Origin of the sequence: Rodentibacter pneumotropicus DSM 21403 (genome assembly GCF_000379905.1) — a bacterium.
Taxonomy (GTDB): domain Bacteria; phylum Pseudomonadota; class Gammaproteobacteria; order Enterobacterales; family Pasteurellaceae; genus Rodentibacter; species Rodentibacter pneumotropicus.
The window spans coordinates 202,122-221,020 of sequence record NZ_KB904040.1 but is presented as its reverse complement, the minus strand read 5'-3'; the positions used below and the strand labels follow the sequence as shown (position 1 = coordinate 221,020).

Here is an 18,899-nt window from a genome sequence, read left to right as displayed (position 1 = left end):
AATGGAACAATATAAACGTGATTTTATTGAGTTTGCCCTAAGCCGTAACGTATTAAAATTCGGCGAATTTACCTTAAAATCCGGACGTAAAAGTCCATATTTTTTCAATGCAGGTTTATTTAATACAGGTGCAGATTTAGCGCGTTTAGGCGAATTTTACGCCGCCGCTATTCAAGCAAGTGCGGTTGATTTTGACGTTATTTTTGGGCCAGCCTATAAAGGTATTCCGATTGGTACGACAGTATCTGTGGCATTATTCAACCGTTACGACATTGATAAACCGGTATGTTTTAACCGTAAAGAAGCCAAAGATCACGGTGAGGGGGGGAATTTAATCGGCAGCCCACTACAAGGAAAAATCTTATTAGTGGATGATGTGATTACCGCAGGAACGGCGATTCGTGAATCGATGGAACTTATTCAGGCAAATAATGCCGAATTGGCGGCTGTATTGATCGCTTTAAATCGTAAAGAACGTGGCAAAGGCACACTTTCTGCCATTCAAGAAGTTGAACGTGATTATCAATGCCGAGTGTTATCCATCATTGATTTAGATGATTTAATGCAATTTATTGAGCAAGATCCACAATATCACGATTATTTGCCGACAATGCGTGCTTATCGAGTGGAATTTGGTGTATAAAACTTGATAAATCAATCTTTATCTCCATTTTAGAAAAACATTGGCAAAATTAACCGCACTTTAGAGGAAAAGAATGAATTTTATTGGAAAAATTTTAGGTGTGTTTATTGGCTGGAAAATGGGCGGATTTTTTGGTGCTATTGCCGGGCTCATTTTGGGATCTATTGCTGATAAAAAGTTATACGAACTGGGGGCCGTAAACTCAAGTTTTTTCAAACGCAAAACTACACGGCAAGAACTTTTTATGCAAACGACTTTTGCCGTATTGGGGCATTTGAATAAATCTAAAGGGCGGGTGACGGAAGAAGATATCCAAATTGCCAATCAGTTAATGACACAAATGAAGTTGGATGATAACGGTCGCAGTCTCGCTCAAGAAGCTTTTCGACGCGGTAAAGAAGCCGACTTCCCAATCCGCCAAGTTATTCGTGAGTTTCGTATCGGTTGTGGACAACGGGCAGATTTATTGCGAATGTTCTTACATGTGCAAGTGCAGGCCGCATTCTCTGACTCTCAATTACATGAAGGAGAAAAAGAAGTGCTTTATGTGATTGCGGAAGAACTTGGGCTTTCCCGTATGCAATTTGAGCAGATGATCGCTATGGAAATGGCCGCCAGAGCTTTCACGCAAGGCGGATTCTATCAGCAATATCAACAGGGCGCATATCAACAACAAGGAAATTATCAATATCAGCAAAACAACAGTGGGTATCAACGCTCTTCCGGTCCGACTTTAAGTGATGCTTATAAAGTGCTGGGTGTTAATGAATCGGATGATCAGAGTACGGTTAAACGGGCTTATCGTCGTTTAATGAATGAGCACCATCCTGATAAGCTCGTGGCAAAGGGATTGCCTCCTGAAATGATGGAAATGGCGAAAGAAAAAGCACAACAAATTCAATCAGCTTACGATTTAATTTGCAAATCAAAGGGCTGGAAATAAAACGTGCGTGTTATTCTCGCACCTATGCAAGGCGTACTGGATCCTTTCGTACGCCAACTTCTTACTGAAATCAACGACTACGATTTATGTATTACGGAATTCGTCCGTGTAGTTGATCAGCTTCTTCCTAAAAAAGTATTTTACCGTTTATGCCCTGAACTAAAAAATCAGGGATTCACGCCCTCTGGTACACCCGTGCGGGTTCAGTTACTTGGGCAACATCCCGATTACTTAGCCGAAAATGCCATTCGTGCCATTGAACTCGGTTCGAGCGGCGTTGATTTCAATTGTGGTTGTCCTTCTAAAACTGTAAATGGTAGTCATGGTGGAGCAGTGTTACTCAAACAACCTGAATTGATTTATCGTGCGACACAGGCTTTACGAAAAGCAGTACCGAGTCCCCATGCTGTCAGTGTCAAAGTGCGGTTAGGTTGGGATGATATTTCCCAAGCCATTGAGATTGCTGATGCGGTACAACAAGGTGGTGCGACAGAGATCGCTATCCATGGTCGAACTAAGACAGATGGATACCGTGCCGATCGTATTAACTGGGAAAAAATTGGTGAAATTCGTGAATATCTCTCCATTCCAGTCATTGCAAATGGTGAAATTTGGCATTGGCAAGACGGGCAGAATTGTCTTGCGAAAACAGGTTGCTATGATCTTATGGTGGGGCGGGGGGCATTAAATATACCGAATTTAAGCCGCGTTTTAAAATCAAATGTGCCGAAAATGCCATGGTCAGAAATTCAGATGATATTACAAAAATATGCCGAAATGGAGAATTCTCACGATTCCGGTTTTTACCATGTCGCACGTATTAAACAGTGGTTACGTTATTTGAATAAAGAATATGATGAAGCCAATATTGTTTTTGAAAAGATAAAAACTTGTCAAACGGCTGAGGATTTAAGACAAAGATTAAATCAAGATATGTAAAATAAAAGTGCGGTCAAATTTGAGCGCACTACTTTTTGTATTTAAAGTTGAATATATCCATCGTAAATATGGGTGGCATCACCTGTCATATAAAGCGGATGACCTTCGCCTTGCCATTCAATCATAAGGCTTCCCCCCGGTAAATCAACTTGTATGTTGTTATCAAGCAAACCTTGCATTATTCCCACTGCCGCGGCTGCACACGCCCCACTACCACAAGCCAGTGTTTCACCGGCACCGCGTTCATAAACACGTAATTTAATATGGTGACGGTTTATTACCTGCATAAATCCAACATTGACACGCTCAGGAAAGCGTTCGTGACTTTCTAATAAAGGACCAAGTTGTTCAATATTTGCCGTTCGAATATCTTCCACTTGTACCACACAATGAGGGTTTCCCATAGAAACTGCACCGCACAAAACCGTTTGAATATCTGTACGTAAGATATAATTTTTTTCAAATTTATTGGCTATAAAAGGGATTTTTGCCGGTTCCCAAATAGGTTCACCCATGTTTACACGAATTTGCCCATTGTCTTTTACGGTTAAAATCATTTTGCCTTTTTGCGTGCTAACTGAAATATCTTTTTTATTGGTTAAACCTTTCAGTGTAACGAATCGTGCAAAACAGCGCGCGCCATTACCGCATTGTGATACTTCGCTACCGTCGGCATTAAAAATACGGTAGTGAAAATCTAAATCAGGATCGTAAGGTGGTTCTACGATCAATAGTTGATCAAAACCAATTCCACGGTGACGATCTGCAAGACGTTTAATCGTTTCAGGTGTAAAGTAAACATTTTGTGTAATGGCATCGACCACAACAAAATCATTGCCTAAACCATGCATTTTGGAAAATTGCATTTCCGTTCCTTAGTTCTTTTAAAATGATATTTCGGCATTATAGTAAGCAATGAATTGAATGGCAAACAGCTGAAAATAAGAGGTAAAAATAAAAAAGTGCGGTTGGTTTTGACCGCACTTTGTTGGTTAAGAGTTACATCCACGCATTGTTACGAATAATTCCAACAGCAATACCTTCGATTTCAAAATTAGGTTGTTCTGCCAAATTTACAACAATAGGCTGAAATTCCTCATTTTCAGCATGGAGATAGATAATCGATCCTTTGCGTTCAAAACGTTTTACGGTTACTTCATCTTCAATGCGTGCGACAACAACTTGTCCATTTCGTACATCTTTTGTGCTATGCACAGCCAGTAAATCACCATCTAAAATACCAATATCTTTCATGGATTGACCATAAACTTTCAATAAAAAATCTGCTTGTGGTTTGAACATACTGGCATCTACGCTGTAAGTTGCTTCAATATGCTGTTCGGCAAGAATCGGTTCGCCTGCAGCAACTCGACCAATCAATGGTAAACCTTCCATTTCATCGTTAGCGCTATCATAATCACTTAGGATGCGAATACCGCGTGACGCACCGGCGATAATTTCAATGGCACCTTTGCGGGCGAGTGCTTTTAAATGTTCTTCAGCTGCATTCGGGGATTTAAATCCTAGCTCACGTGAAATTTCTGCACGAGTTGGGGGCATACCGGTAGTTTCTAGATGCCGCTTTAATAAATCCAGCACTTCCTGTTGTCTATTGGTTAATGGTTTCATATCCACTCCTGTCGTTATATACAGATTTTTTGATATTATATACAGAGGGCAAGCTATTGCAACTGTTATTTATATTCTATGGAAAATTTTAAGGAGTGATTAAAGAGGCTAATATGGTATTATTGTGACGATAATTGAATAACTAAAAGAGAACCTAATTATGTCGAGTATCGTGAATGTTTACCGTAAATTATTAGAATTTCCACTGTCATTCTTGGTAAAAAATAACCCTATTCCGGCTAATCCTGCTGAAGAACTTCAACTAAATCTTTCTCAACCTATCGTCTATGTTCTACCTTACACCTCACAAACGGATTTTGTCATTTTTCGTCGTAATTGTTTGAGTTTAGGCTTACCTGATCCAGCAGAAAAAAATGAAATACAGGGTGTGATGTTGCCGCGTTATGTGTATTTGGATGAAGGACGTCGATTTTTTAAATCAAAAGGGGCGAAAGATGAAACCATTCAAGTTTTTAATAAGTACCTGGAATTACACCGCACTTTTGCAGATTTAGACGTGCAGCTCGTGCCGGTTTCAGTACTTTGGGGGCGCTCTCCGGGGCATGAGGATAAAGCTGGTTTACCTAATTTGCGTTTACTAAACGGCATACAGAAAACCTTTGCAGCAATTTGGTTTGGGCGCGATACGTTTGTGCGTTTTTCTCAAGCGGTTTCATTGCGCTATATGGCAAATATGCATGGTTCCGATGAAAAAATGGCGCAAAAATTAGCACGGGTTGCAAAAATGCATTTCGCTCGCCAACGTATTTCCGCAACAGGTCCACGCTTGCCGAATCGCGAAGCGATGTTTAATAAATTATTGCAGTCAGCACCGATTCAAGCAGCGATTGATGATGAAGCAAAAAGCAAAAACATCAGTCGTGAAAAAGCACAAAAAGAAGCTTACAAAATTTTAGATGAAATTGCCGCGGATGTCAGTCATTCAAGCCTTCGTGCGGCGGATCGTTTCTTGCGTTGGTTATGGAATAAATTGTATTCCGGTATTGATGTACAAAATGCGGATCGTGTTCGTAAACTTGCCCTTGAGGGACACGAAATTGTTTATGTCCCTTGCCACCGAAGCCATATTGACTATTTATTGCTTTCCTATGTGCTTTATCATCAAGGGTTAGTACCGCCTCATATTGCAGCAGGAATTAATCTGAATTTCTGGCCGGTGGGACGTCTTTTCCGGAGCTGGGGGGCATTTTTTATTCGCCGTACGTTCAAAGGAAATCGTCTCTATTCGGCGATTTTCCGTGAATATTTAGCGGAATTATTCCATCGTGGCTATTCTGTGGAATATTTTATTGAAGGCGGGCGTTCTCGCACCGGTCGTTTGCTTGCTCCGAAAACGGGGATGATGTCGATGACATTGCAAGCGCTCCAACATCATCAAACCAGACCTATTTCCGTTGTGCCGGTGTATGTCGGTTATGAACACGTATTGGAGGTAGATACTTACGCAAAAGAATTACGTGGTGCGGCAAAAGAAAAAGAAAATGCCGGTTTAGTGATACGTGTTATTAAAAAATTACGTAATTTGGGGCAGGGTTTTGTAAATTTTGGTGAACCTATTACCTTATCAAATTATTTGAATCAACATTTTCCCGATTGGAAAGATAATCACCATGAGGAAAAGCCACAATGGTTTAACCATGCAGTGAGTGAGATTTCTAATCAAGTGATGATAAATATTAATAAAGCAGCCGCAGTTAATGCGATGAATTTGGTTGGAATGGCGTTACTTTCTTCCCGTCAGCGTGCCCTTTCCCGTGAACAATTAGTTGAACAACTCAATAGTTATCAACAAATGTTACAACACGCGCCTTATTCGGAAGATATGGTTATTCCAAAAGATTCACCTGAAACAATGTTGGAGCATGTGTTAAGCCTTGATCGTGTCGGTGTTCTAATAGAGAAGGATAATTTTGGTGAAATTGTTCGCCTGGAGCGCACTTCTGCGGTGTTAATGACTTACTATCGCAACAATATTCAACACGCTTTTGTACTCCCTTCTTTAGTTGCAAGCATTGTTCTGCATTACGAAACGATTCAACGGGACTTGTTGTTGGATGCGGTGAGTAAAATTTACCCGTTCTTACAAGGGGAATTGTTTTTGCATTTCAATCAAGAAGGGTTAAGAGAGCAAATTAGTAAAATCATTGCTGAATTTACCCGTCAAGAAGTGATTTATTCTAGCGAAAACCTACTTTCAATTAATCGACCGAAAGTGCGTATCTTGCAACTTTGGGCGGCAGGAGTGCGGGAAATTTTGCAGCGCTATTATATTACTGTAACCATTTTGCAAAAAGATCCAAAAATCGCCCGTGCTACACTAGAAAAAGAGAGCCAATTGGTCGCGCAACGTCTTTCTGTGTTACATGGTATTAATGCGCCGGAATTTTTTGATAAAGCAGTATTCTCTACCTTTATTGCTAGCCTGAAAAACGAAAACTATTTTGATGAACAAGGTAATGGAAATCTCGCTTATTTAGATGAACTTTCTTCTATCCTTGAACATCTCATTTCAACTGAGATCAGTTTGACCATTAAAGGTACGGTTGAAAAGGCTGACGAGATGAAATAGCACAAAAGTGCGGTTAGAATTGATTGTATTATCAGAAAACTGATTGATAACGATAAATCAATCTCCTTTGTTTTTGCTTAGTATCAAAGGAGATGTTCTATATAAAAGCGAGCTAAATTAGTTAGCTCGCTTTTATATTTTTAGTAACAGATTATTTAATCACACCACAGGCCATACGAGCACCGCCACCGCCGAGTGGGGCTGGGTGATCGGAGTGATTATCGCCACCGGTATGAATCATAATGGCATGGTCACGAACCTCATCTAAATGTTTAATACGTGGTGCTAGAACAGGATTGGTTGCCGTACCATCGTGTAATACGGTTAATGCCGGCAGATCTCCTAAATGGGCATCATCTTGCCAAGGATAGCCGTGTTGTTTGGTTTCTTTTGGATCCCAGTGACCTCCGGCAGCCAAACCGGCAGTGAGTTTGCCGTCTTTTTCTTTCGGTTCACAGCTTGGATTCTGGTGAAGATGGAAACCGTGTAAACCTGCCGTCAAACCTTGTAAATTTGGTGTGAACACCAAACCGTAGGGGGATTCAGTGATCGTTACTGTTCCCACATCTTTGTTACCGTTTACCGGATCAAGTTGCTGTACTTTAACTTCAATTGATTTATCGGTTGTTTGTTGTACGTTTGCGATAGCCGATGTACAAACGGCACCCAATGTTAATGCTAAGAGAGTTTTTAGACTCATATAAGCTCCTTAATTTTTGAAAAACTCGGAGTCATTGTAATCAAATTTAAACAATAATCCGACAAATTTTACAAATTTCATTTATTGCACGATTTTCAACGTTTGGTAAAGATAATGGCGATAATCGTTCACGAATTGAACATTATGATGATCTTCCAGTTTTCCTTCACTTAATTGGCGCATAGCCTTGTTGGCTTTCATAAAATCATCCTGTGCCGGTAATCCGGCAATGTCTAATAATAAACCACCGGCAAAGGCGAGATCGAGAAACGCCTGTTTTTGTTTAAATTTTACTTCCAAATTGCTTCTTACCACAAATTGAGTGACATAATCAGGGAAAGGAAAATTCCCTTTTTTAGGTGGTATGGCGTTATCAAATGCCACTTGATGATCACCGAAATAGCCGAAAACGAAGGGATTATGGCGTTGATGTAAATATTCATCCATTTTTTCAATGGCTTCATTAAGATCGACAATACGTTGCGTGTAATCATTGAGAGAAGAAATACTTTTGGCACTAAGATTCGGTATTTCAAGTTGATAGCGATTTGCCATCTCCAAACTGTAAGGTCCATGTTCACGCATGGTTAAAACATAGACGAACATCGGCTGGTCAACTTTTTCGAGCGAAGGATGCTGTTTTTCTAAAATCATTCTGGTGTATGCCATCATTTCTTCACTGCTGATTGTCCACAAATTTTTGCTCAAAGGGGCGGGATACCCCAAATCTTGCGGTTGTAACATAAGATCGAAACCAAAATGATCGTAGGCGGATTTCGCATTGTAATTGCCTTTTGTAAAAGGCGAAAGTGCCACGCAGAAATAGCCCTGTTCGCGTAAATTTTTAATTAATCCTGACTGTAAATGAGGGACGACCGAATAAAATACTCCACTGGCTAGCGCACCAAAATCTGTGCAGGGCACACCGGCAAGAAAGCTAAATTCGGATCGCCAAGTCGCGCCGGCAAAGGTATGTACCCGTAGCGGCGACATAAAAACCGTATCATTTTGCCGTTCAAACATCGACAATGGTGGGATATTTTGTTGAGTGAACGCAAATTGATGGGGATTGAGGGTTGATTCTAATAATGCCACGACAATATCCGGTTTGGTGGCGGAATGTTGCTCTGGTTGTTCGGCATAAAGTGCGGTCATTTTTTTCGTGAAATTTTCGCTTTCGCCCGAAAATTGCGGCACATTAAAGAAAATTCCCCGACAAGACATCGGTAAATTTAAAAACACATCACGTCCGTCATCCGGTAAGGAATCAAGCCAAACCTGTAATGCGTTGGGATCTTTGGAATAATGCCACATTAAACCGAAACTCGTGAGAAATAACACTGCCCCCAATATATGCCCGAACATTCCCCATGATTCGGCATTTGACCAAGAGAAAATCGCATAGCAGAGTAACCCAAGCAAGCCAATTACACCGCCTAATGCCCCCTTATAATGGAGCAGGGTTTCCCAGTTTCGCCAATCGACTACTAGAAAAAAATCGGAAATGAGTAAAGGTTGTTTGTAATAATGAATTTTTAAGCGGTGGAATAGCATGAGTGCCACAAATAGTACGGAGGAGAAATTAAGCGCTCGCTGCCATTGTCCTGTCAGAGTGAGCATTCCGCCAAAGAAAAAAACGAATAACGAAATCGCAAAAAGATATGTCCAACGATAATGAGAGTTGATGATAAAAATTATGGCTGCGATTGTAAATAGAGATAAAAAGGTGTAAGCAATCATTGTGCTGTTCCTTGAAGTAATAAGTATAAGATAGCTTGGGAGATAATAGGGGGAAGGGAAAAGCCTGTCAAACGCTATGGGTAAATTTTAGGGAAAAGTGCGGTTAAAAAACACTGAGAATCTTAGCCGCACTTGAAAGGTATTAACGCAAAAATGCCGGAATATTTTTCTCGTATTCTGAGATTTTATTCTCGTGTTGAAGGGTCAAGCCGATGTTATCCAAACCGTTTAATAAACAATGACGGCGGAATTCATCCAGTTCAAAGTGATAGACTTTGTCGCCCACAGTTACGGTCATGGCTTCCAAATCTACATGAATTTGTTTTCCTTCATTCGCCCATACCCATTGGAAAATTTCTTCAACTTCTTGTTCGCTCAAAAGAATCGGCAGCATATGATTGTTTAAGCTGTTATTGTAGAAAATATCCGCAAAACTTGGTGCGATCATCACTTTAAAACCGTAATCGGCGAGTGCCCAAGGGGCGTGTTCACGGGAAGAACCGCAGCCAAGATTTTTACGGGCAAGCAAAATTGTCGCGCCTTGATATTGTGGAAAATTCAGTACAAATTCAGGATTCGGTTGTGTGCCTTCTACATCTAAATAACGCCATTCATGGAATAAATGTTTACCAAAACCCACACGTGTGATCGCTTGTAAAAATTGTTTTGGAATGATGGCGTCAGTATCCACATTTGCTGCATCCAAAGGGACGACCAAGCCTGAAAGTTGTTTAAATCCTGTCATTTTTTCTTTTCCTCTTTTTCGTACCTTAATTTAATGCGACATCACGAATATCAACAAATTTACCGAACATGCCTGCGGCCGCAGCCATTGCAGGGCTGACGAGGTGAGTCCGTCCGTTTCGACCTTGGCGACCTTCAAAGTTACGGTTGCTGGTGGAGGCGCAACGTTCCCATTCGCCTAAGCGGTCATCATTCATTCCTAAGCACATGGAGCAGCCCGGGTTACGCCATTCAGCCCCTGCTTCCATAAAGATTTTATCTAAGCCTTCTTTTTCCGCTTGTTCTTTGACTAGACCTGAACCCGGAACAACTAAAATTCGTTTTACGTTATCTGCTTTTTTCCGCCCTTTCATTACTGCCGCTGCTGCACGTAAATCTTCAATGCGTGCATTGGTGCAAGAACCGATAAACACTTGATCCACGGAAATATCCTTCAAATTCGTATTGGCTTCCAAACCGATATACTGTAAGGCTTTTTCGGCGGAAGCACGGGTGACGGGATCATCCATTTCTATCGGATTCGGCACTAACTGGTTGATGCCGATGACCTGCCCCGGGTTGGTTCCCCAAGTGACTTGTGGGGCAATATCTTTTGCTTCCAAGATCACCACAGTATCAAATTGTGCATCCTCATCGGATTTTAAGGTTTTCCAGTATTCCACCGCCTCATCCCAATCTTTGCCTTTCGGGGCGTGAGGGCGACCTTTTAAATAGGCAAAGGTGGTTTCATCCGGTGCTATTAAACCGGCTTTTGCACCCATTTCGATGGCCATATTGCAGACGGTCATTCTGCCTTCCATAGAAAGATCCCGAATTGCTTCACCGCAAAATTCCACAACGTGTCCAGTGCCACCTGCCATAGTGGTTTTACCGATGATCGCGAGGATAATATCTTTTGCGGTTATACCCGCTGCAACCTTGCCACGTACTTCAATTTTCATACTTTTCGTGCGTGCTTGCTTTAAGGTTTGCGTGGCTAAAACGTGTTCTACTTCGGAGGTGCCGATACCGAATGCTAATGCTCCAAATGCACCGTGGGTTGCGGTGTGTGAGTCGCCACAAACAATCGTCATCCCAGGAAGGGTTAACCCTTGTTCAGGCCCCATTACGTGTACAATACCTTGTTCTTTAGTATTCATATCGAACAATTGAATACCCGTAGCTTTGGTGTTTTTTTCAAGTTCTAATACTTGAATTTTTGCCTGACCTTCTAATTTACTTACATCTCGTACTTGCGTGGAAATACTGTGATCCATCGTTCCAAAGGTTTTACCCACTTGACGGACTTGACGACCGGCAACACGCAAACCGTCAAAGGCCTGCGGGCTGGTCACTTCGTGGATCAAATGGCGGTTAATATATAAAATCGGTGTTTCTCCTTCCACTTCGTACACAATGTGAGAGTCAAATAATTTTTGATAAAGTGTTTTTGCCATAATCTTTTCTCTATTTATTAAGGGGAAAGTGCGGTCGAAAAACGAGTTAAATTTTGACCGCACTTGTAGGGGGCATAAAATGTAGTTTCACACAGCCTACGGTTAAATTGCGTTTGTAATCAATGTCCCCATTTCTTCCGTTGAAACAGGCGTGGAATCATCTGCTAAATCTGCGGTGCGATAACCGGCTGCCAAAACTTTTTGTACTGCATTTTCGATGGCATCAGCCGCTTCGTTCAAATTGAAACTGTAACGTAACATCATTGCCGCCGACAAAATTTGCGCAATAGGGTTGGCAATGCCTTTGCCTGCGATATCCGGTGCGGAACCGCCCGCCGGTTCGTATAAACCAAAGCCTCCTTCATTTAAACTGGCGGAAGGTAACATTCCCATAGAGCCTGTGATCATTGCGGCTTCGTCGGAAATAATATCGCCGAAAATGTTTGAGCAGAGCAACACATCAAACGATTCCGGTGCTTTGATTAATTGCATGGTCGCATTGTCGATATACATATTTTCAACGGTGACTTCAGGATAATCTTTTGCGATTTCTGCGACAGTTTCACGCCATAAAATAGAAGATTGCAATACATTGGCTTTATCTACGGAGACCACCCGTTTACGGCGCTTCATTGCTGCCTCAAAAGCCGCGCGGGCAATGCGTTCGATTTCATATTTGTAATACACTTCCGTATCGAATGCTTTGGTTTGTCCTCCTTCGCCTTCACGACCTTTTGGCTGACCGAAATAAATCCCTCCGGTAAGTTCACGCACCACCACCATATCAAAACCTTTCGCCGCAATATCCGCACGCAATGGGCAGAATTTCTCTAATCCTTTGTAAAGAGTTGCCGGACGAAGGTTACAGAATAATTTGAAGTGTTTACGTAAAGGCAAGAGTGCGCCTCGTTCCGGCTGTTGATCCGGCGGTAAATTTGTCCATTTAGGGCCGCCTACGGAACCGAATAAAATAGCGTCTGCTTCTTCACAACCTTCTAAGGTTTCAGCAGGTAACGGACTGCCACAATTGTCGATAGCGGCTCCTCCTACATAAAATTCATTAAAGTTGAATTTAACGCTTAATTTCTCTTGGATTTTGTTAAGGACTTTAATCGCCTCTGTCATCACTTCAGGACCAATTCCGTCACCGGGGAGGACGGCGATGTTGTATGATTTCATTTGTTTTTTCCTATTTTGTTTAAATTCTGTTTTTTTATTTACATCGGGTTTCGCCCGATAGCGATTTTTATTAGCATCGGATTTCGCCGATGGCGGCTTACTTTCTTTTGCTTGTACAAAAGAAAGTAAGCAAAGAAAAGTACACCCCGACTAAGCAGCTTATTCTTATTCCAAGCTCATTTTCTTTACGCTAAATTTGTCAACTCGCTACGCTCAACAGTACAAATTTAGCTAAAAATGACCTTTCCATAAGGGCGTCTTACACGGGGATCCCATAGTAGTCCTAAAAGTGCGGTTAATTTTAAGTTTGTTTTTCTACTGCACTTTATTAGTAGAAAGAACAAAATGGGTTCCCTTCTTTGCCGCATTTGTGTAATTGAATTTGTAGGAAATTTTCGTCTGTTTGAGCGTAGCGAGTTCAGAAAATTTCCGTCAAGCAAATTCAATGGAATAAAGGATTAAGGCAAAGCAGGGTTGCCTTTCTTTTGGTTACTTTTCTTTGGCAAAGCAAAGAAAAGTAACTTGCCCTTCAGGGCGAAACCTGAACGGGACTAAGCTCCGACTGCTTTATAATGTTTAATATCCGCCACTCTATGAGCTCGATAAATCGCATTAATCGCATGCACCAACGCTAACGCCGAGGATTCCACAATATCCGTTGCCAAACCGACACCGTGGAATTTTCTGCCTTCGTGTTCCACCACAATATCCACTTGTCCCAAGGCTTCTGCACCCTCTCCTTTGGCGGTTAAGTGATAGTGGGACATTTTGATGTTTAAACCGGTTAAGTTTAAGATGGCGTTATATACCGCATCCACAGGTCCGTTCCCCCCGATAGAGGAGGTGCTTAATTTTTCGCCGTCTAATTGTAATTGAACAAATGCGGTGGCCGGATATTCTTTAGTGGAGTGTGCAGAGAGTTTGTCTAATACCAAACGATCTTCATCACCTTGCTGCATATCAATAAATGCCAAGGCTTCTAAATCGTAATCAAACACTTGTCCTTTTTTGTCTGCCAATTTCAAGAAGGCATCATATAATTTATCCAAATCGTAGTCTTGCTCGGTGTAACCCATATCCGCCATATGACCTTTCACTGCTGCACGACCGGAACGGGCGGTGAGGTTTAATTTTTCTTTCTTCAAACCAATGGTTTCCGGTGACATAATTTCGTAAGTATTTTTGTTTTTCAACATGCCGTCCTGATGGATACCTGAGGAATGGGCGAAGGCGTTAGAACCAACGATCGCTTTGTTCGGTTGAATTGGCATATTGCAAAGCTGGCTCACCATTTGGCTGACACGGTGGATTTCTTGCGTGTTAATACGAGTATCCACACCTAACAATTCTTGACGGGTTTTAATTGCCATTACCACCTCTTCAAGGGCCGTATTACCGGCACGTTCACCGATACCATTAACCGTACACTCAATTTGACGTGCTCCATTTTGTACGGCAGTTAAGGAATTGGCGGTTGCCATGCCTAAATCATTGTGGCAATGCACGGAAATAATGGCTTTATCGATATTCGGCACGCGATTGCGTACTTGCGCGATAATGTTGCCGTATTCTGTTGGTAAGCAATAGCCCACGGTGTCGGGAATATTGACCGTTGTTGCACCGGCGTTAATGGCGGCTTCTACAATGCGGCAAATATTATCAATCCCGGTACGTCCAGCATCTTCGCAGGAAAATTCGACATCGTCTGTGTAGTTACGGGCACGTTTTACCGCAGCAACGGTCATTTCCACCACATCATCAAAGGTGCGTTTCAATTTCGCTTCTACGTGTAAGGCAGAACTGGCGATGAAAGTGTGAATACGGAAGGCTTCTGCAATTTTTAAGGCTTCATAGGCGGTGTCAATATCTTTATCAACGGCACGGGACAGGGCGGCAACACGGGAATTTTTGATATGACGGGCGATAGTTTGTACCGATTTAAAATCTCCCTGAGAAGATACCGGAAAGCCCACTTCCATCACATCCACGCCTAAGCGTTCCAATGCCAAGGCAATTTGCAATTTTTCTTTGACGGTCAAGCTCGCTTTTAATGCTTGTTCGCCGTCACGCAAAGTGGTATCAAAAATAATGACGCGCTCTGTCATAACAATATCCTTCTAAAATCACTCCAAAAGTGCGGTTGTTTTTTGCAAAATTTTTTTAAACAAAAACCCGCAGTTCTGTGAAGTGCGGGTTGATTAAAAAGGGAATTTACATTTAATTGTTTTTCATCCACAACCTAGCCGCACAAAGAATGTGTGAGTAGCAGGTTGAGAGATAAAGAAACAGAAGAAAACATAAAAATCCTATAAAAATTCGTTGTAAAACGCTTGTTATGTTACGAATAAATAAAAAACTGTCAAATGCTTTTTTAGTGTTTTATCTCTTTTGTTGTGCTATTAGTAATATCTGTGTAGTTAAATAGTCTTTTTATTTTTGTTTTATTGGAATAATATTCCTTTGTTTTCGGTTTAAAACCTATTTTTTCTCTGCCTTTCATTTATTTCTAAGAGTGTAAAAAAATCATCAAATTTTCTTTATTTTTACGATCTTTCTCGCAAAAGTGCGGTTAAAAACTCGCAACTTTTTTAAGTTTCTTGAACAATTTGACCCTCACTAAAGAAGGGATGATGAAAATAATGACAAATATTAATGAAACTTTGCTTCGTTTGATGCAGGTGCCCAAATTAGGCGGTGTAACGATTAACAAAATTTTATCAGCCATGACATTAGATGAATTGTTGAACGCAGATGAAAGTGTTTTTCGTCAAATGGGTTGGGGGGCAATTCAGATTCGTCGTTGGTTTAAACCGGAAAAGAAATTTATAGAATCTGCTCTCGTTTGGGCAGAAAAAGAAGGGAATCATTTAGTGAATTATTTTTCACCTTTTTATCCTTTTTTGTTAAAGCAAATCGGGAGCTTTCCTCCTCTCCTATTTGTTAAGGGGAATGCAACAGCAATTTCACAGCGTCAAATAGCAATAGTCGGTAGTCGATACTGTACGTCCTATGGTGAATATTGGGCAAAGTATTTTGCCACGGAGCTTTCCTGTGCCGGTTTTACTATTACAAGCGGATTGGCATTAGGCATTGATGGATATTGTCATCAGGCGATAGTGGATATTAAAGGGCAGACCATTGCTGTTTTGGGGAGCGGATTAGAGGAAGTTTATCCGGCAAATAATCGACGGCTTGCCGAACAAATTTTGGAAAACAATGGGGCGTTGGTTTCGGAATTTATGCCAAACCAGCCCCCGATTGCAACAAATTTTCCCCGTCGTAATCGTATTATTAGCGGTCTCTCTGTGGGGACATTGGTAGTTGAAGCCACTGAAAAAAGCGGTTCGTTAATTACTGCACGTTATGCGTTGGAACAGAATCGGGAAATTTTCGCCGTACCCGGCAACATTCAAAGTGAGTTTAGTCAAGGCTGTAATCGTTTGATTAAACAAGGGGCTATGTTGGTAGAGAATGTGAAAGATATTTTAGAAGCCTTGTATCAACATTCTCTCCATAGCCAAACAGAGATTGATTTTAGTCGGCTTGAAAGCGAAAGCTGTAAGCCACCTCCGTATTCTCATCGGTTAATCGAAGCCCCAAGCCATCCGAAACTTTATGCGAGAATTGGCTATACTCCAGTGAGTATTGATGATCTTGCTCAAGAGTTTGGTTTAAGTGTAGAGGTATTGTTGGTGCAACTTTTAGATCTAGAATTACAGGATTTGATCCTCAATGAAAATGGACTTTATAAACGAGTATAGAAATATGTTAAGATAGCTCCGCAATTTTATTGAGGATCAACTATGTTAGCTATTATTTCCCCTGCAAAGACCTTAGATTTTGAAAGTGCGGTCAGAAAATTCCCTGTTTTTCAACCGCACTTAACCGATTATAGCGAGCAATTAATTGAAATTTGCCGTGAACTTTCTCCACAAGATATTGCTTCATTAATGTCCATTAGTGATAAGCTTGCCGGTTTAAATGCAGCACGTTTTACCGAGTGGACAAAAGAACACAATGAACAAAATTCCCGTGCGGCTATTTTTGCTTTTAAAGGCGATGTTTACACAGGATTGGATGCTGAAACCTTATCTGGTGAGGATATTAGTTTTGCACAATCTCATCTTCGTATGTTATCGGGTTTATATGGCTTACTTCGACCTCTTGATTTGATGCAGCCTTATCGCTTGGAAATGGGAACAAAATTAGTGAATGCCAAAGGCAAGGATCTTTACGCATTTTGGGGCAATGTGATCACCCAAGCCGTGCAACAGGCACTTGATGAGCAGGGAGATAATGTGCTGGTAAATCTTGCTTCCGATGAATATTATAAGTCCGTAAAAGAAAATGGGCTTCAGGCGCATATTGTAAAACCGATTTTTTTGGATAATAAAAATGGTCGTTATAAAGTTGTCAGTTTTTATGCGAAGAAAGCCCGTGGCTTAATGTGCCGTTATATGATTCAAAATCGTTTAACCCAGGTTGAGCAGTTAAAAGACTTTGATTTGGGAGGATATTGGTTTGATACAACGGCTTCTACCGAAAATGAATTTGTATTTAAGCGAGATCATGATGAATAAAATTCTTGTTATTTTAACCGCACTTTTGCTTTCTGCGTGCGTAAGTACATCTTCTCAACTAGATGTACCTAATCAAATTAAATATCACAATAAAACTTATCGCATGATTGTCGAACAGGATTTAGGTCCTGTGGCACGTTATATTTATTTGAGTAAACCCGATACCTTAGAAAAATGGCAATCTCAGATAGAATTGCTGTTGGATCGTAATGAACAACACCGCGATATTAAAGAACGTGTTACATTACGCGAGCGGATTTATCGTAATACAGATGTTGCATCCTTCAAATTGACTCCGATCAGAAATGAGAAAACAAAAAAAGATGAGGGGATAAAGGGCTACGTCGTTTATGCACCTACGGATAAAATGCCTTCTTGGCAAGTGAATGTCATGATAGGCAAAGAAATTCCACAATGCGGTTTTGTTCAATTCCAGTATTCACAAAAAGTAAAAAATAGCCGGCGCTTAAATGATAAAAAAGCATTACGGCATTTGAAAAAATATTTGATTGAGAAAGAAATGAAGCTCTTGGATAAAATGGATTGGCAGTGGTATTGCCAGAGTTTGAAGTAAAAGTATATTTAGAACAAGGGATAAAATTTCTCAAATTTTTTATAGAGCAGTATGTTTGAATAGTGTAACCTTAGCATATTCCAGATTTGATTAAATTTAACTTAAGCAGGTAATATATGATTAAAAAAATTGCGGTATTAACCAGTGGTGGTGATGCACCGGGTATGAACGCGGCTATTCGTGGCGTAGTGCGTGCGGCATTAGCGGAAGGGCTAGATGTTTTTGGTATCTATGATGGTTATCAAGGCTTATACAATAACAAAATTAAGCAATTAAATCGTTATAGCGTATCCGATATTATTAATCGTGGTGGTACATTTTTAGGTTCTGCTCGTTTCCCTGAGTTTAAAAATCCGGAAGTGCGGGCAAAATGTGCAGAGATTTTACGCTCACATGGTATTGATGCCTTAGTGGTAATCGGTGGTGACGGTTCCTATATGGGGGCAAAACTTTTAACGGAAGAACATGGTTTTCCTTGTGTGGGGATTCCGGGTACCATTGATAATGATGTGGCGGGTACCGATTATACTATCGGCTATCAAACCGCGTTACAAACGGCAGTGGATGCTATCGACCGTTTACGTGATACCTCAAGTTCCCATCAACGTATTTCTATCGTAGAGATTATGGGACGTCATTGTAGCGATTTAACGATTTCTGCAGGTATTGCGGGCGGATGCGAATATATTGTTGCCTCTGAAATAGAATTTAATCGTGAAGAGTTAGTGCAACAAATTGAACGCAGTATTATTCGTGGTAAACGTCACGCTATCATTGCAATCACTGAATTAATTACTGATGTACATTCTCTCGCCAGAGAAATTGAAGCACGGGTAGGTCACGAAACCCGTGCTACTGTATTAGGCCATATCCAACGTGGTGGTTCACCTTGTGCATTTGACCGTATTTTAGCTTCTCGTATGGGGGTTTATGCGGTGGATATTCTGCTTCAAGGTAAAGGTGGTTATTGTGTGGGTATCCAAAATGAACAGCTTGTTCACCATGATATTATTGATGCGATTAATAATATGCGCCGTGAATTTAAAGCGGATTGGTTGGAAGTGGCGAAACGCTTAGAATAATTCGTAAAAAGAAAGTGCGGTTGTTTTCAGCCGCATTTTTAATGATAGTAAGTGAATAATATGTAGGCTTATTTAGTCTTGAATTTGGTAGCGTAATTGATATACCACGAACAATTTCCT

General features: G+C 40.9%; 16 protein-coding genes. 8 read left to right on the top strand and 8 right to left on the bottom strand.

All coding sequences use genetic code 11. The annotated features are described in order from the left end of the window. Position 1: 1 nt before the first annotated feature. The 3 genes from pyrE (at position 2) to dusC (ending at position 2,525) form a co-directional block, all read left to right on the top strand. Positions 2 to 643: an orotate phosphoribosyltransferase gene (pyrE, locus tag A3GE_RS0101100; protein ID WP_018355439.1), complete on the top strand. Its 642-nt coding sequence runs from the start codon at positions 2 to 4 to the stop codon at positions 641 to 643. A 73-nt stretch (positions 644 to 716) separates the two neighbouring features. Beyond that, entirely contained in the window at positions 717 to 1,586 is an 870-nt protein-coding gene (gene djlA, locus A3GE_RS0101095) for a co-chaperone DjlA (protein WP_018355438.1), read from the top strand. 3 nt (positions 1,587 to 1,589) lie between these two features. Then, positions 1,590 to 2,525, top strand: a complete 936-nt coding sequence (gene dusC / locus A3GE_RS0101090; protein ID WP_018355437.1) for a tRNA dihydrouridine(16) synthase DusC — start codon at positions 1,590 to 1,592, stop codon at positions 2,523 to 2,525. A 41-nt stretch (positions 2,526 to 2,566) separates the two neighbouring features. Here dusC and dapF read toward each other — a convergent pair whose 3' ends face one another. Both dapF and lexA read right to left on the bottom strand, forming a co-directional pair. Further along, positions 2,567 to 3,391, bottom strand: a complete 825-nt coding sequence (gene dapF, locus A3GE_RS0101085) for a diaminopimelate epimerase (RefSeq protein ID WP_018355436.1) — start codon at positions 3,389 to 3,391, stop codon at positions 2,567 to 2,569. Positions 3,392 to 3,524: 133 nt separating this feature from the next. Continuing rightward, positions 3,525 to 4,154 carry a transcriptional repressor LexA gene (gene lexA / locus A3GE_RS0101080; RefSeq protein WP_026215339.1) on the bottom strand — a complete coding sequence of 210 codons (630 nt, stop codon included), beginning with the start codon at positions 4,152 to 4,154 and terminating at the stop codon, positions 3,525 to 3,527. A 160-nt stretch (positions 4,155 to 4,314) separates the two neighbouring features. Here lexA and plsB point away from each other — a divergent pair, with 160 nt between their 5' ends. Further along, entirely contained in the window at positions 4,315 to 6,744 is a 2,430-nt protein-coding gene (gene plsB / locus A3GE_RS0101075; protein ID WP_018355435.1) for a glycerol-3-phosphate 1-O-acyltransferase PlsB, read from the top strand. Positions 6,745 to 6,895: 151 nt separating this feature from the next. Here the strand turns inward: plsB and sodC are convergent, their stop codons facing one another. The 6 genes from sodC to leuA form a co-directional block, all read right to left on the bottom strand. Then, positions 6,896 to 7,444, bottom strand: a complete 549-nt coding sequence (sodC, locus tag A3GE_RS0101070; protein ID WP_018355434.1) for a superoxide dismutase family protein — start codon at positions 7,442 to 7,444, stop codon at positions 6,896 to 6,898. 81 nt (positions 7,445 to 7,525) lie between these two features. Next, complete coding sequence (locus tag A3GE_RS0101065) at positions 7,526 to 9,184, bottom strand: LTA synthase family protein (protein ID WP_018355433.1); 1,659 nt, start codon at positions 9,182 to 9,184, stop codon at positions 7,526 to 7,528. 142 nt (positions 9,185 to 9,326) lie between these two features. Further along, positions 9,327 to 9,929: a 3-isopropylmalate dehydratase small subunit gene (leuD, locus tag A3GE_RS0101060; RefSeq protein ID WP_018355432.1), complete on the bottom strand. Its 603-nt coding sequence runs from the start codon at positions 9,927 to 9,929 to the stop codon at positions 9,327 to 9,329. 25 nt (positions 9,930 to 9,954) lie between these two features. Further along, positions 9,955 to 11,364 carry a 3-isopropylmalate dehydratase large subunit gene (leuC, locus tag A3GE_RS0101055; protein ID WP_018355431.1) on the bottom strand — a complete coding sequence of 470 codons (1,410 nt, stop codon included), beginning with the start codon at positions 11,362 to 11,364 and terminating at the stop codon, positions 9,955 to 9,957. Positions 11,365 to 11,466: 102 nt separating this feature from the next. Beyond that, positions 11,467 to 12,543, bottom strand: a complete 1,077-nt coding sequence (leuB, locus tag A3GE_RS0101050) for a 3-isopropylmalate dehydrogenase (RefSeq protein WP_018355430.1) — start codon at positions 12,541 to 12,543, stop codon at positions 11,467 to 11,469. Between the two features lie 551 nt (positions 12,544 to 13,094). Continuing rightward, the gene (leuA, locus tag A3GE_RS0101045; RefSeq protein ID WP_018355429.1) at positions 13,095 to 14,648 is read right to left on the bottom strand and encodes a 2-isopropylmalate synthase; all 1,554 of its coding nucleotides are present in this window, start codon (positions 14,646 to 14,648) and stop codon (positions 13,095 to 13,097) included. A gap of 534 nt (positions 14,649 to 15,182) precedes the next feature. Between leuA and dprA the strand changes: the two genes are divergently transcribed. The 4 genes from dprA (at position 15,183) to pfkA (ending at position 18,779) form a co-directional block, all read left to right on the top strand. Beyond that, complete coding sequence (gene dprA / locus A3GE_RS0101040) at positions 15,183 to 16,304, top strand: DNA-processing protein DprA (protein ID WP_026215338.1); 1,122 nt, start codon at positions 15,183 to 15,185, stop codon at positions 16,302 to 16,304. Between the two features lie 42 nt (positions 16,305 to 16,346). Next, a complete protein-coding gene (gene yaaA, locus A3GE_RS0101035) occupies positions 16,347 to 17,123 on the top strand; it encodes a peroxide stress protein YaaA (RefSeq protein WP_018355427.1) in 777 nt (258 codons plus the stop codon). After that, complete coding sequence (locus A3GE_RS0101030) at positions 17,116 to 17,697, top strand: hypothetical protein (protein ID WP_026215337.1); 582 nt, start codon at positions 17,116 to 17,118, stop codon at positions 17,695 to 17,697. Before yaaA ends, A3GE_RS0101030 begins: the two co-directional genes overlap by 8 nt. A 116-nt stretch (positions 17,698 to 17,813) precedes the next feature. After that, positions 17,814 to 18,779, top strand: a complete 966-nt coding sequence (pfkA, locus tag A3GE_RS0101025) for a 6-phosphofructokinase (RefSeq protein WP_018355425.1) — start codon at positions 17,814 to 17,816, stop codon at positions 18,777 to 18,779. Positions 18,780 to 18,899 lie beyond the last annotated feature (120 nt).

What these genes read in the sequence shown, in the direction of transcription:
- pyrE (WP_018355439.1), top strand. Translation starts at nt 2, where the DNA reads ATGGAACAATATAAACGTGATTTTATTGAGTTTGCCCTAAGCCGTAAC.
- djlA (WP_018355438.1), top strand. Translation starts at nt 717, where the DNA reads ATGAATTTTATTGGAAAAATTTTAGGTGTGTTTATTGGCTGGAAAATG.
- dapF (WP_018355436.1), bottom strand. Translation starts at nt 3,391, where the DNA reads ATGCAATTTTCCAAAATGCATGGTTTAGGCAATGATTTTGTTGTGGTC.
- lexA (WP_026215339.1), bottom strand. Translation starts at nt 4,154, where the DNA reads ATGAAACCATTAACCAATAGACAACAGGAAGTGCTGGATTTATTAAAG.
- plsB (WP_018355435.1), top strand. Translation starts at nt 4,315, where the DNA reads ATGTCGAGTATCGTGAATGTTTACCGTAAATTATTAGAATTTCCACTG.
- sodC (WP_018355434.1), bottom strand. Translation starts at nt 7,444, where the DNA reads ATGAGTCTAAAAACTCTCTTAGCATTAACATTGGGTGCCGTTTGTACA.
- A3GE_RS0101065 (WP_018355433.1), bottom strand. Translation starts at nt 9,184, where the DNA reads ATGATTGCTTACACCTTTTTATCTCTATTTACAATCGCAGCCATAATT.
- leuD (WP_018355432.1), bottom strand. Translation starts at nt 9,929, where the DNA reads ATGACAGGATTTAAACAACTTTCAGGCTTGGTCGTCCCTTTGGATGCA.
- leuC (WP_018355431.1), bottom strand. Translation starts at nt 11,364, where the DNA reads ATGGCAAAAACACTTTATCAAAAATTATTTGACTCTCACATTGTGTAC.
- leuB (WP_018355430.1), bottom strand. Translation starts at nt 12,543, where the DNA reads ATGAAATCATACAACATCGCCGTCCTCCCCGGTGACGGAATTGGTCCT.
- leuA (WP_018355429.1), bottom strand. Translation starts at nt 14,648, where the DNA reads ATGACAGAGCGCGTCATTATTTTTGATACCACTTTGCGTGACGGCGAA.
- dprA (WP_026215338.1), top strand. Translation starts at nt 15,183, where the DNA reads ATGACAAATATTAATGAAACTTTGCTTCGTTTGATGCAGGTGCCCAAA.
- yaaA (WP_018355427.1), top strand. Translation starts at nt 16,347, where the DNA reads ATGTTAGCTATTATTTCCCCTGCAAAGACCTTAGATTTTGAAAGTGCG.
- A3GE_RS0101030 (WP_026215337.1), top strand. Translation starts at nt 17,116, where the DNA reads ATGAATAAAATTCTTGTTATTTTAACCGCACTTTTGCTTTCTGCGTGC.
- pfkA (WP_018355425.1), top strand. Translation starts at nt 17,814, where the DNA reads ATGATTAAAAAAATTGCGGTATTAACCAGTGGTGGTGATGCACCGGGT.